This is a genomic window from Pseudonocardia sp. T1-2H (genome assembly GCF_038039215.1).
GTDB lineage: Bacteria > Actinomycetota > Actinomycetes > Mycobacteriales > Pseudonocardiaceae > Pseudonocardia.
Genome location: NZ_JBBPCL010000001.1, coordinates 3549738 through 3561547, shown reverse-complemented (window position 1 = coordinate 3561547; position 11810 = coordinate 3549738). Strand labels below are relative to the sequence as shown.

Annotated in this window: 13 protein-coding genes and 1 pseudogene; 8 read left to right on the top strand and 6 right to left on the bottom strand. The window is 76.9% G+C overall.

Features of this window, described 5'->3' with window-relative positions:
- Position 1: 1 nt before the first annotated feature.
- Complete coding sequence (locus WBK50_RS17595) at positions 2-400, bottom strand: ankyrin repeat domain-containing protein (RefSeq protein ID WP_341336662.1); 399 nt, start codon at positions 398-400, stop codon at positions 2-4.
- 197 nt (positions 401-597) lie between these two features.
- Here WBK50_RS17595 and WBK50_RS17590 point away from each other — a divergent pair, with 197 nt between their 5' ends.
- Positions 598-807 carry a hypothetical protein gene (locus WBK50_RS17590; protein WP_341336661.1) on the top strand — a complete coding sequence of 70 codons (210 nt, stop codon included), beginning with the start codon at positions 598-600 and terminating at the stop codon, positions 805-807.
- A 21-nt stretch (positions 808-828) separates the two neighbouring features.
- Here WBK50_RS17590 and WBK50_RS17585 read toward each other — a convergent pair whose 3' ends face one another.
- Positions 829-1614, bottom strand: coding sequence for an endonuclease/exonuclease/phosphatase family protein (locus tag WBK50_RS17585; RefSeq protein WP_341336660.1), 786 nt, complete (start codon positions 1612-1614; stop codon positions 829-831).
- Positions 1615-1767: 153 nt separating this feature from the next.
- On the opposite strand from WBK50_RS17585, the gene WBK50_RS17580 reads away from it, so the two are divergent.
- Together WBK50_RS17580 and WBK50_RS17575 are read left to right on the top strand one after the other, a co-directional pair.
- The gene (locus WBK50_RS17580) at positions 1768-3351 is read left to right on the top strand and encodes a phospholipase D family protein (protein WP_341336659.1); all 1584 of its coding nucleotides are present in this window, start codon (positions 1768-1770) and stop codon (positions 3349-3351) included.
- Between the two features lie 93 nt (positions 3352-3444).
- Positions 3445-3783 (top strand): DUF3618 domain-containing protein, encoded by a 339-nt coding sequence (locus tag WBK50_RS17575; protein ID WP_341336658.1) that lies wholly within the window; start codon positions 3445-3447, stop codon positions 3781-3783.
- Positions 3784-3787: 4 nt separating this feature from the next.
- Here the strand turns inward: WBK50_RS17575 and WBK50_RS17570 are convergent, their stop codons facing one another.
- Complete coding sequence (locus WBK50_RS17570; RefSeq protein ID WP_341336657.1) at positions 3788-4702, bottom strand: carotenoid biosynthesis protein; 915 nt, start codon at positions 4700-4702, stop codon at positions 3788-3790.
- Between the two features lie 105 nt (positions 4703-4807).
- Here WBK50_RS17570 and WBK50_RS17565 point away from each other — a divergent pair, with 105 nt between their 5' ends.
- Positions 4808-5929, top strand: coding sequence for a glycosyltransferase (locus tag WBK50_RS17565; RefSeq protein WP_341336656.1), 1122 nt, complete (start codon positions 4808-4810; stop codon positions 5927-5929).
- Positions 5930-5942: 13 nt separating this feature from the next.
- Positions 5943-7538 (top strand): phytoene desaturase family protein, encoded by a 1596-nt coding sequence (locus tag WBK50_RS17560; protein WP_341336655.1) that lies wholly within the window; start codon positions 5943-5945, stop codon positions 7536-7538.
- A 94-nt stretch (positions 7539-7632) separates the two neighbouring features.
- Here WBK50_RS17560 and WBK50_RS17555 read toward each other — a convergent pair.
- Positions 7633-8031 (bottom strand): annotated as a pseudogene (locus WBK50_RS17555) (CDP-alcohol phosphatidyltransferase family protein); the annotation flags it as partial.
- A 418-nt stretch (positions 8032-8449) separates the two neighbouring features.
- On the opposite strand from WBK50_RS17555, the gene WBK50_RS17550 reads away from it, so the two are divergent.
- The 3 genes from WBK50_RS17550 to WBK50_RS17540 are packed head-to-tail and all read left to right on the top strand — an operon-like array spanning position 8450 to position 10268.
- Positions 8450-8896, top strand: a complete 447-nt coding sequence (locus WBK50_RS17550; protein WP_341336654.1) for an STAS domain-containing protein — start codon at positions 8450-8452, stop codon at positions 8894-8896.
- 60 nt (positions 8897-8956) lie between these two features.
- On the top strand, positions 8957-9400 hold the full coding sequence (locus WBK50_RS17545; protein ID WP_341336653.1) for a hypothetical protein: 444 nt from the start codon (positions 8957-8959) through the stop codon (positions 9398-9400).
- 13 nt (positions 9401-9413) lie between these two features.
- The gene (locus WBK50_RS17540) at positions 9414-10268 is read left to right on the top strand and encodes a YhjD/YihY/BrkB family envelope integrity protein (RefSeq protein WP_341336652.1); all 855 of its coding nucleotides are present in this window, start codon (positions 9414-9416) and stop codon (positions 10266-10268) included.
- Here the strand turns inward: WBK50_RS17540 and WBK50_RS17535 are convergent.
- Positions 10213-10728: a hypothetical protein gene (locus WBK50_RS17535; RefSeq protein WP_341336651.1), complete on the bottom strand. Its 516-nt coding sequence runs from the start codon at positions 10726-10728 to the stop codon at positions 10213-10215. The genes WBK50_RS17540 and WBK50_RS17535 overlap by 56 nt on opposite strands.
- A complete protein-coding gene (locus WBK50_RS17530; RefSeq protein WP_341336650.1) occupies positions 10725-11795 on the bottom strand; it encodes an FAD-dependent oxidoreductase in 1071 nt (356 codons plus the stop codon). The genes WBK50_RS17535 and WBK50_RS17530 overlap by 4 nt, the downstream gene beginning before the upstream one ends.
- Between the last annotated feature and the right edge of the window lie 15 nt (positions 11796-11810).

Here is an 11810-nt window from a genome sequence, read left to right as displayed (position 1 = left end):
ATCACTCGGCCGCCGGGCCACCGCGCAGCAGCTCCGCCATCTCCGGCAGGTCGAAGAACTGCGCGACGGCCAGCGCGGACTGCCCGCCCGCCGCCGGGTCCGCGCCGGCCGCGAGCAGCGCGACCACGGAGTCGCGGGTGCGGCGGAACGTTGCCGCCCCCAGCGCGGTCTGCCCGCGGTCGTTGACCCGGGCCGGGTCGGCGCCGCGGGCCAGCAACGCCGCCACGGTCTCCGGGTGGCCGTGGTAGGCCGCGAGGATCAGCAGGGTGTCGCCCTTGTGGTTGGTCAGGTTCACCGGAAGCCCCGCGTCGACGTTCGCGGCGAGCTCCTCGGTGCCGCCGTCGCGGGCGAGCTCGAACATCCGGTGCGCGAACGCCAGGGTCTCCTCGTCGGGCTCCATGTCCCGAACCCTACGAACGGGCGGACCACGGCACATCTCGGACGGACCCGTCCGCGTCCGGCGTCCGGATTCACCCGATCGGCCCGATTGAGCGTGCCGGGGGCGGGCACCCCCGGTGGGACCGGTGCGTCCCGGCTCGAGGACGACGACCGCAGAGCGATCGTCGGGCCGGGCGACCCGGCTCGGGAGTGTGCGGAATGAGGCAGCAGGAACAGCGGTACCCGTCCGGTCTCGTCGCGGTGGAGTGGGCGGGGGAGTGCGAGAAGTGCGGCGCGGGTGTCACCGTCTGCCACCCGGCCCTGGCCCGCGGCTGGGAGCGGACCCACGCCCGCTTCGGGTGCGACCGGCCGCTGCACATGGCGGAGGCGGGCCGGGGCTGGGAGCCCGCGCCGCCGGTGCTCTACTGAGCCCATTCCGGCTAGGCCGGGTCAGGACCCGCGTCGCTGCACGGTGACCGCCACAGCGCGGTGATCACCGATCGCGAGTGCGCGGATCTCCGGGTCGCGCCCGCTGAGCCGGCCCAGCGCCAGCAGGTGGTCGACCTGCAGCCGAGGCCGGTCGGCGGGGAACGTCGGCCCCCGGACCAGCCGCGATCCCCTCGCCACGAGCGCGGCCGGCGGGCCCGCGAGGTTGAGGTCCCCGGCGAGCAGGACCGGCCCCGGCAACCGCGCCGCCCAGGCCCGCACCCGGCGCAGCTGCGCGATCGCGGTGTGCGGAGCGAACGACAGGTGGGTGCCGACGACGGTCAGACCGTCCAGCTCCGCGGCGACGGCGGCCCTCGGCTCGTCCGGGAACCACACCACGCGCGGCTCCTGCGTGCGCGGGCCCGGAACCGGCAGCCTCGCCCGGCCGGGCGGGAGCCCGAGCACGTGCCAGCGCCGGACCGGGCGCCGGCAGAAGAGCCCGATCCCATAGCGCGGGCCCGATCGGTCGTCGTCCGGACCCCGCAGCGTCGGGGGTACGAGCGGGCGCCAGGACGCGGACGGGTCGGGCGTCCCGGCGACCGTCGCCACGTCCCGCCAGGCCGACGCCCCGAACGCCGCGGCCAGCACCGCGGGCTGGTCGACGTGTGACCGGGGCTGCCCGATGTCCAGCTCCTGTACGGACAGCACGTCCACGGTGAGGCCCGCGACGGCCGCGGCGAGCCCGGCGGCGTCGGCCGACCGGCCGCGGCGGTCTCGGCCGGACGCGATGTTCACGGTCGCGACACGCACGCCGAGAGCAGATCACGGGCGGCGCGGCCGGGCGACCCGGCGGCCCCGTCAGCCCCTGACGCGGCATCGAGCGAATCGCCGCTTCCGTCGGTAGCGTCCGCCTCCGCGGCTCGTGATCGGACAGTGCCGCACCGCCCGGCCCGAGAGGTGAGCGTGGACCTCGACCAGTGGTTCCTGACGATGCGGGAACGGGACAACCCGGCCTGCGAACTGCCCGCCTGGTGTGCCGGGAACGACGTCCGGCCCCTCGTCGACGGCGCGACGTACTTCGCCCGGCTCGCCGAGGAGGTCCCCGAGCTGGGGCCCGGGGACCAGCTGTTCTTCACCGACTGGCGCGGCGACGCCGACGAGCTGCTGACCCCCGACGGCCCCGCGGTCGCCGAGCTGTTCGGGGACGCGGCCCGCCGCGGGGTCCTCGTCAAGGGGCTGATGTGGCGCTCCCACTCCGACGAGCTGGCCTACAGCGAGAAGGAGAACCGCCGGCTCGGCGACGAGGTCCGCGAGGCCGGCGGCGAGGTGTTGCTGGACCAGCGCGTGCGCCTGGCGGGCTCGCACCACCAGAAGCTGGTCGTGCTGCGCCGCCCCGGCGATCCCGCCCGCGACGTGGTGTTCGTCGGCGGCATCGACCTGTGCCACTCGCGCCGGGACGACGCGACGCACGCCGGGGACCCGCAGAGCCTGCCGATGGCGGCGGTGTACGGCGAGCACCCGCCGTGGCACGACGTCCAGCTCGAGGTGCACGGCCCCGCCGTCGGGATGTTCGACGCGGTGTTCCGGGAGCGGTGGAACGATCCGCGGCCGCTCGACCTGTACTCACCCCTCGCCCGGATCCGCGACGCGCTCGACGGGGCGGACATGGTGGCCGATCCGCTCCCGGACCAGGGACCGGACCCGGCACCCGTGGGGGAGATGTCCGTGCAGGTGCTGCGCACCTACCCGTCGACCCGGCCCGGCTACCCGTTCGCGCCCGACGGCGAGCGGTCCGTGGCCCGGGGTTACGCCAAGGCCCTGCGGCGGGCCCGGCGGCTGATCTACCTGCAGGACCAGTACATGTGGTCCCCGCACATCGCCCGCCTGCTCGCCGCGGCGCTGCAGCGGAGCCCGGAGCTGCACATCGTGGTCGTCGTCCCGCGGCATCCGGACGTCGACGGCCGGCTGGCACTGCCGCCGAACCAGGTCGGCCGGCTCGAGGCGCTCGAGGTCTGCCGCCGGGCGGCCGCGGACCGGCTGCACGTGTTCGACCTGGAGAACCACTGCGGCACGCCGGTGTACGCACACGCGAAGGTCGCCGTGATGGACGACGTGTGGGCAGCCGTCGGCAGCGCCAACCTCAACCGCCGCTCCTGGAGCCACGACAGCGAGCTGACCGCCGCGGTGCTGGACGAGCGGCCGGACGGGCGCGGCCCGGCCGATCCCGGCGGCCTCGGCGACGGGGCCCGCCGCTTCGCCCGGGACCTGCGCCTCGAGCTGATGCGCCACCACCTCGACCGCGGCCCCGGCGACGACGCCGACCTGCTCGACCCGGACGGCGCCGTGGCGGCCTTCGAGTCCGCGGCCTCCGCGCTCGACGCCTGGCACGATGCGGGGCGGGCCGGGCCGCGGCCCCCGGGACGGCTGCGCCCGCACCGGCCGGAGCACCTGCCGCTGCACACGAAGCTGTGGGCCGCACCCGTCTACCGCCTCGTCTACGACCCGGACGGGCGGTCGTGGCGGGACCGGCGCCGCAACCGCTGGTGAGGCGGGGACGGTCGGACCCGGAGGGTTGACCGGAACGGAAAACGGTCATCCCGCGGCACACGCCCGGTCCGGCCCGTCGAGAGGAACGCCAGCATGAGCACGCACGCGGAGAACGAGGAGCCGGGCGGCCTGTCCCCGGACCGTCCGGTCGTCGACGGGACGGAGACGACGTCGAAGGAGCTCCGGGCCGAGGTGGAGCGCGAGGTCGAGCGCATGGAGGACGACCGCGTGCAGGAGATCGAGCAGGTCCGCGAGGACCTCGGCGAGACCCTCGACGAGCTCTCCTCGCGGCTCGACGTCCCGGCCCGGCTCCGCACCGCCGGGCGGAAGGCCGGGGCCGCCGGCGCCGTCCGCGCCGCGGTCGCGGCGGCCGTGGTCGCGATCGTCGTGGCGGTGGTGGTCCGGCGGCGCCGTGCGGCGGAGCCCCGGTAGCGCGTCAGCGAGGCCGCCGGTCGTCGGAGCCGCGGACGGCCCGGAGAGCGGACTCCGCCCGGGGCGGGGCCGGGGCCGCGAGGCCGGACGGGACCGCGGCACGCCACACCACGCGGGCGAACGGCACGGCCACGAGCCCCATCAGGACGCCTCCCGCCAGCGCGGATCCGGGCAGCCCGAAGAACGCGAGGTGGGCGAGGACGGACGAGGCGTACACCCACAGGTACAGCGCCGCCGCCGGACCGGACGGGGGCGCACCGGCCCGGCGCCGCCCGAGCAGCCGGTCCAGCGCGGCGATCATCAGGACGGACACCACCAGCCAGCCGGCGTAGTTGCTCAGCGGGATGCCCGGGACGAGCGGCAGCGAGGGCGACGGGTGCGTCCACCGCCAGTGCCCGGCGTCGACCATCTGCGGGTCGAGGAAGACGTCCCAGGCCGCGAGCGCGACCCCGCCGACCGCGGCGACCGCGACCGGCGACGACGCCACCAGCGACCGGCCCACGACGAGCGCCGGCCAGGCCATCATGATCCACGCCAGTGGCACGATCACCGGGACGTCGAACAGCTCCGCCCCGAGGCTGCCGGTGTAGGCGTAGGCGCCGAACGGGAGGCCGGTGGCCACGCCCATGGCCTCCGCGGCGAGCCCGCCGCCCCCGGCCACGACGAGCAGGACGACGGCGCCGCGGGCTCCGTGCCGGCGGGCGGCGTCGGTGAGCGACGCCGCCGCGAAGATCACCACGGACACCACGGTCGGCACGACGAGCAGCGTCTGCGGGGTCAGCGGGTACAGGATCTGGGTCAGCACCGCCGCGGCGACCAGCATCCACGCCGTCCGGTCGAGGCGCCCGCGGCGCAGGGCGGGGGAGCTACGGAGCATGGCGGAACCCTTCGGCGCGGCGTACCCGGTGACCCGGCACATCGCGAGATCCCCGCCCGGGGCGCGCCAAAACCCCCTTGTGGCCCAGGTTCGGCGCGATCGTCCCCGCCGCGCCGCCGGCGCCGTTCCGGCCTAGTATCTGCGGCGATGATCGAGTCGTGGACGGCCCGGACCGTGCGCCGCGCGGTGCGGGCCGGGGCCGGCCTCGCCGTGGCCGGAACCCTCCACGAACTGTTCAACCTCCGCCGCCTCCGGGTCCCTCCGGCCGAGCCGCCGCCCGTGCGGGAACGCGTCTCCGTGCTCGTCCCCGCCCGCGACGAGGCGCACCGGATCGCGCCGACCGTCCGCTCGCTCCTCGCCCAGACGGGCGTGCCGGACCTGGAGCTGCTCGTCCTCGACGACGGCTCCACGGACGGCACGCCCGCGCTGGTCGAGCACGTCGCCGGGGCCGATCCCCGCCTGCGAGTCCTGCGGGGCACGCCGCCGCCCGCGGGCGTCCTGGGCAAACCGCACGCGTGCGCGCAGCTCGCCGCCGCGGCGACCGGGCGGGTGCTGGTGTTCGTCGACGCGGACGTCGTGCTCGCGCCGCACGCCGTCGCCGCCGCGGTGGCGGTCCTGCGCGACGGCGGGTTCGCGCTGCTCTGCCCGTGGCCCCGCCAGCTCGCCGACGGCCCGGCCACCCGCCTGGTGCAGCCGCTCCTGGCCTGGTCGTGGCTGGTGAGCCTGCCGCTGGGGGTGGCCGAGCGGTCCCGGCGGCCCTCGCTGGTTGCGGCCAACGGCCAGTTCCTCCTGGTCGACTCCGGCGCGCTCGCCACCGCCGGCGGGTTCGTGGCCGTCGCCGGGGAGGTCCTGGACGACATCGCGCTCGCTCGGGCCGTCCGCCGGGCGGGCGGGCGGACGGGCGTCGCGGACGGCTCCCGCATCGCCACCTGCCGGATGTACGACGGCTGGGCCGAGCTGGCCGCCGGGTACCGGAAGTCCCTGTGGCGGGCGTTCGGCGGTCCCGGTGCGTCGGCCGCCGTGGCAGCGCTGCTGGCGCTGGTCTACGTCGTCCCGGCGCTGGCCGCGCTGCGCGGGTCCCGGGCCGGGCTGCTCGGGTACGCCGCCGGTATCGTCGGCCGGGTGCTCGCGGCGCGCCGCACCGGGGGACGGGTCTGGCCGGACGCGGCCGCGCACCCGGCCTCGGTCCTGACGCTGCTGGGCCTGCTCGCGTCGTCCTGGGCCGGGCGGCACGCGGGCACGCTGACCTGGAAGGGCCGCGCCCTGTGAGGAGGGCGGACCGGTGAGCCGGGTGATCGTGATCGGCGCCGGGGTCGGCGGCCTCGCCGTGGCGGCCCGGCTGGCGGCGCAGGGCCACGCCGTCGCGCTGCACGAACGCGCCGCGACGCACGGCGGCAAGCTCGGCACCTACGAGCGGGACGGCTTCGCGTTCGACACCGGCCCGTCCCTGCTCACCCTCCCGCAGGTGCTCGACGAGCTCTTCGCGGACACCGGCGGGCCGGCCGGGCTGGACGTCGTGCCCGTCGACCCGATCTGCGCGTACCGGTTCGCCGACGGGACGCGGCTGGACATGCCGCACGACCCCGCGGACGTCCCGGCCGCCCTCGACGCGGCGCTGGGGCCGGGCTCCGGGGCGGCGTGGGAGGCGTTGTACCGGCGCTCCGGCCGGCTCTGGGACCTCGTCGGCGACACCGTGCTGCGCCGGCCGTTCGACGGGCCGCGGGACCTGCTCCGGCTGTCCCACCGGCTCCGCGACCTTCGGGAGGTCGCCCCGTGGCGCTCGCTCGCCGGGCTGGGCAGGGCCGCTCTGCCGGACCCGCGGCTACGCACCTGGTTCAACCGGTACGCGACCTACTCCGGCTCCGATCCGCGGCGCACCCCGTCCGTCCTGTCCGTGACGCCGTACGTGGAGCAGCGTTTCGGCGCGTGGTACGTGCGGGGCGGGCTCCGCACGGTGGGCGACGCGCTGCTCGCGCGCTGCCGGGACCTCGGCGTCGAGGTGTACCTCGGCTCGGAGGTCGCCGAGGTCCGCACCGAACGCGGGCGCGCGACGGGGGTGCGGCTCGCCGACGGCACCACGCTGCGCGCGGACCTCGTGGTCTGCAACGCGGACGCCTCCGTCCTCTACGAACGCCTGCTGACCGGGCCGGAGGCCGCACGGCCGCGGCGGACCCTGCGCCGGGCGCCGCGCTCGCTCGCGGGTTTCGTGCTGCTGCTCGCCCTCGACGGCCGGGTCCCCGGGCCCGCGCACCGCGTCTGGTTCCCCGCGGACCACGACGCCGAGTTCGACGCGACCCTGGGCCGGCGGCCTGCCCCCGTCGCCGACCCGACGATCTACGTGCACGCCCCGGACGACCCCGCGCTCCGCCCCGACGACGCGTCGGAGGGCTGGTTCGTGTTGGTCAACGCCCCGCCGCACGATCCCGGCAGGGGCGTGGACTGGGACGTGGCCGGGCTCCGCGAGCGGTACGCGGACCACGTCCTCGCGACGCTGGCCACGCGGGGGGAGGACGTCCGGGGCCGGCTGCGGTGGCGGGAGATCCGCACCCCCGCGGACCTCGAGCGGGACACCGGCGCCCCCGGCGGCGCGATCTACGGGACGGCCTCGCACGGCGCGCGGGCGGCGATGCTCCGCCCCGCCAACCGCGCGCCGGTCGACGGCCTCTACCTGGTCGGCGGCTCGGCGCACCCCGGGGGCGGGCTCCCGCTGGTGCTGCTGTCCGCGGGGATCGTGGCCGGCCTCATCGGCCCGGCCCGCCACCCTTCGGGTCGAGACGACCCGGCCCACCGGGACCCCGACCATCGCGACCCTGACCATCGCGACCCGGACCGAAGCGGGGCGGCACGGTCCGCGCCACGGCCACGACCAGCTGCGTGAGCCCCACCGCGGCCAGCGCGGCCCACAGGACCGCGCAGACCGCGGCCCAGCCCCAGCCGGTCCACGGCGTCCCCGCGGGGAACGTGCCCGTGCCGAGCGCCGCGACCGCCACGACGATCACCCGCGTCGGCCGCTCGGCCACCGTGACCGCGCCGACGCCGGGCATGCCGACGGACTGGGCTCGGGCCCGCACGTACTCGTGCAGCATCACCAGGGCGGCGATCCCGGCGCACAGCGGCAGCGGGGCCCCGAGCGCGCCGAGGACCCCGACGAGCAACAGGTCCCCGACCCGGTCCGCGGCCGCGTCCACCACCGCGCCGAGCGGGCGCGCCGTGCCGGTGCGCAGCGCGACCGCGCCGTCGAGCCCGTCGAGGATCCCGCTGACGACCACGAGTGTGGCCGCGAGCAGCGGCCACCTGCCCCCGGCGGCCGCGACGGGCCACGCCCCCGCGGCGACGAGGACCCCGAGCAGCGACAGGACGTCCGGCGGCACCCGGGACACCGGCCCGGCGGCCGCGAGCCCCTGGACGAGACGGATCCAGCCGCGCGCGGGGCCGCCCGGGGTCAGGTCCCCGTGCAGCTCGGCCCAGCCCCGCAGCCCGTCGCCGCGGCCCGTCCCCGGCACGGCTCAGCGCCGGGCGCGCAGGAGCGCCACGGTGCCGCCGACGCCGCGGGTGGCGCGGTCGAGCACGACGTTCCTCGTCGATCTGCGGTCCGGTCTGCGGCCGGTGGTCTGCAGCAGTCTCACCTGGGCGTCCTCTCCTGGCGGCCGACGGCCTGCGCCCCGGCTCTCTCCCGGACCTGGTTCCCGCTCGCCGCTCCTTCGACACCCGGGGTGTAGAGCGCCCTCCCAGTGGGTCTCCTCCCGACGGTGCGGGTGGTGCGGCCCGCCGCGAGTCCAGGAGGTCCTCATGCGTACTCCCGACCGGGTCCAGCTCGCCGTCGAGACGCCGTCGGCGGGGTTCCGCCTGATCAGGGTGGCCGGCGCGCTGGGGGTCGAGGCGGCTGCGCGGCTGGTGCGGCTGGCGGACCTGCAGCTGCAGGTGCTGGGGGTCGTCGGCGTCGCGCGGCACACCGTCGGCCACCTGCTGGTCGACCTGGCCGGGGTCGGGCACTTCGGGCCCGGGGCCGTCGAGACGCTCCGGCACGTCCGGCACACCGCGGCCCGGGCCGGGATCGGCGTCCACCTCACGGGCTGCGGGGGCCGGCTGACGCTGCTGCCCGTCCGGGTCCGGCAGGTGCTCACCGAGTTCAGCACCTTCCCGTCGGTCGAGGAGGCCGTCGCCGAGCTGGACGGGCACGCGGGTATCGCCGAGCTCGGCACCCGTGTGGAAAAGGTTCGGCCGGATCGGGTGTGATCACGGCGGGGGACGGCTATCCCCGGGGCACCGAGCACCACCTGTCACGAGAGGAACCCCATGCCGGGCCGAAACACCATCATCCGCAGCCTGAACGACCTGGGCCTGGCCGCCTGGTTCGGCGCCCACCTGGCCGGGTCGGCCGGCCTGCTGCTGGCGAACAAGGGCCGGGTGGCGACGCAGCGCGGGGTGGGCGTGACGAGCGTCCTCAAGACGGGCCTGACCGCCGCCGCGCTCGGCGCCACCGCCTACACCGGGGTGCTGGGCAAGAAGCTCGACGGGGCCGGTGACGGGCCCGTCGAGGGCGGGACCGAGCCCGCCACGGACACGCCGCCGGAGGTCGCGGCGACCCAGCAGCAGCTCAAGGTGGCCCAGTGGGTGAACCCGGCCCTGACCGCGGCGCTGGTCGCCGTCAACGCGGTGCACGGCGAGCAGCAGCGGCCGAGCCAGGCGCTGCCGGGCATCCTCGCCGAGCCGGGCCGGCTGATCGGGGCCCTCAGCTGACGCGCTCGCGGCCGTGACCGGACAGGACGGAGGCGACCCGACGCGGTCGCCCCGCCGGGTGCTCCGCGAGCTGGGCCGCTCCTTTCCGGTCAGCGACGTGGCGCTCTGGGCGGGCGGGGCGTCCTTCTTCGCGCTGCTCGGCGTCGTCCCGATCACCCTGATCGGGCTGCGGGTCGCCGCGGCCCTGATCGGCCCCGACGCCGTCGCCGTCGGGATGGAGACGGCGATCGGCGGGCTGCCGGGCGGGCACGGCACGCCGGACGCCCTCCGCACGCTGACGGCGACGGCGCTGAACCTGTCCTGGCTGCAGACCATCGTGGTGCTGTTCCCCGCCAGCCTCTACGGGGAGGGGCTGCGGCGGGCGTTCCTGCAGCTCTCGCCGCGCCGCTCCGAGCGGCTCACCGGCTGGCGGGGGCGGCTCGGGGTGCTTCCCGTCGTCGCCCTCGCCCCGCTCCTCGTGCTCGCCGTGCTGGCGTCCGCGCCCGTCGCCGCTCCCCTCTACGCCGCGGGCGGCGGGAGCCTGCTGCTCGGCGTCCTGCTCGCGTTCCACGTCGTGTGGATCGGGGTGTCGATGGCGCTCGTGCTGGTGTACCGGCTCGTCGCGGCGGGGCGGGTCGGCCTGCGGGCGCTGCTGTGGGGCGGCTTCGGGACCGGGTCCTTCCTCGCCGGGTTCCTGCAGGGCTTCCTGCTGTTCCTCGCGATCCCGGTCGAGTGGTCACTGCCGTTCGGCGGGCTGCCGGTCTTCGGCGCGGTGGCCGCGCTCGCCCTGTGGCTCTACCTGGTGCACGTGCTGGTGCTCGTCGGCTACCGGCTCACCCTCGTGCTCGACGGGCGATCCGCAGCCCGGGACCGTCCGGCCGCGGCGTGACCGGCAGCCCGGCGAACAGCCCGCGCTGCGGCACGCCCAGGATCTCCTCGGGCCGGGCACCCGCCTCGGCCAGGACGTCGTTGGCGGCGAGCACCCCGGACATCGACGCCCGCTCCATGAGCCCGGCCAGGTAGGGCAGCTCCACGAAGTCCCCGGCGATGCGCACGCCGCGCGCGTCCGTCCGCACCCCGGGCCGGCTGCCCGCCCCGCCGGGCGGGAAGGCCGGTGCGGTCGCCTCCTGCCGTTCCTGAAGGTGGACGACGCCGGCGTCGGCGGTCTCCGGCCAGAGCGCGGCGAGCTCGGCGCGCATCCGGGCGGTGGCCGACGTCGCGTCGGGCGCCCCGCAGGAGTACGAGTGCAGCTCGACGACGGACCCGCCGGTCCGAGCCGCCCACTCGGCCGACGGGCTCTCCAGCCGGGAGTAGACCGTGATCGAGTCCAGCGTCGCCTCCCCGCTCACCGCGCTGAACGTCGCGCGCTCCGGCGCGACGTCGCGGTCCAGCCAGAGCCGGGTGACGGCGAACGGGGGCGCCACCCGCAGCGACGCGCACTGCGCGGCCAGCCGGGGCGCCGTCGCCGCGGCCCGGGGGAGGCGGCCAGCAGCGCCGAGAGCGCGCCCGGATCGAGGGCGAGGACCACGTTGCGGGTGGTGAGTGCCTCGCCGCCCAGCTCGAGTCGCCAGCCGTGGCCGTCCGGCTCGAGGCGCTCCACCCGGGCGCCCGTCCGGACCACCGCGCCGTGCTTCTCGAGCAGGCGGCTGAACGGGTCCCAGAGACAGGTCAGGTAGTCCGTGACCGGTGCGTCGAACCCGATGCCCTCCGGGTTGCCGAGGAAGTAGTAGTGGAACATCGCGACCAGCTCGGCGGCCGAGAGCTCGGCCTGGTTGCAGAAGAACGAGCGCGCGAACGCCTCGAAGAGCATCTGCCGCGCCCGTTCGGACACGCCCATCCGGGCGAGGAACTCCGCCGCGGTGACGTCGTCGAACTGAGCGGTGGTCGTGGCCCGGTCGTAGCTGAGCAGCCCGAGCCCGGCCGCTGAGTCCGCGCCCGAGAGATCGCGCAGCCCGAGGCTGGGGGAGCGCGCCAGCAGGGCCAGCAGGTTCAGCGGGGGCGCCGACGGCAGCCCGGTCAGGTCCTCGGCCGGCCAGTGCCGCGAGACGACGGGGTAGCCGCCGACAGGGGCCAGGAAGCCCAGCTCGGGGTCGATCCGGCGGAGCACCGACCGCCAGGTGTAGTAGTGCCGGAAGAACGCGTGGAACCCGTGCTCGACGACCTGTTCCGTGCCGTCGGGCAGGGTGTGCGGCCACGCCCCGAGGCGCCCGCCCAGCGTCGGCGCGGCCTCCAGCAGCGTGACCCGGACGCCGCGCTCGGCGAGCACGACGGCGGCGCTGACGCCCGCGACCCCCGCCCCGACGACGACGGCCTCGGTGCCGGACGGCACGTCGCGGGGGAGCGCCGGATCGGCCGTCACCAGTCGTCTCGGCCGCATCCGCAGGGGAGCAGCCCGGCTGCGCAGTTCGTCGACCACCGGACGAGCCTAAGC

Excerpts from the sequence above, each read along its gene's own strand:
- WBK50_RS17595 (WP_341336662.1), bottom strand. The coding sequence starts at position 400 with ATGGAGCCCGACGAGGAGACCCTGGCGTTCGCGCACCGGATGTTCGAG.
- WBK50_RS17590 (WP_341336661.1), top strand. The coding sequence starts at position 598 with ATGAGGCAGCAGGAACAGCGGTACCCGTCCGGTCTCGTCGCGGTGGAG.
- WBK50_RS17575 (WP_341336658.1), top strand. The coding sequence starts at position 3,445 with ATGAGCACGCACGCGGAGAACGAGGAGCCGGGCGGCCTGTCCCCGGAC.
- WBK50_RS17570 (WP_341336657.1), bottom strand. The coding sequence starts at position 4,702 with ATGTGCCGGGTCACCGGGTACGCCGCGCCGAAGGGTTCCGCCATGCTC.
- WBK50_RS17565 (WP_341336656.1), top strand. The coding sequence starts at position 4,808 with ATGATCGAGTCGTGGACGGCCCGGACCGTGCGCCGCGCGGTGCGGGCC.
- WBK50_RS17550 (WP_341336654.1), top strand. The coding sequence starts at position 8,450 with ATGCGTACTCCCGACCGGGTCCAGCTCGCCGTCGAGACGCCGTCGGCG.
- WBK50_RS17545 (WP_341336653.1), top strand. The coding sequence starts at position 8,957 with ATGCCGGGCCGAAACACCATCATCCGCAGCCTGAACGACCTGGGCCTG.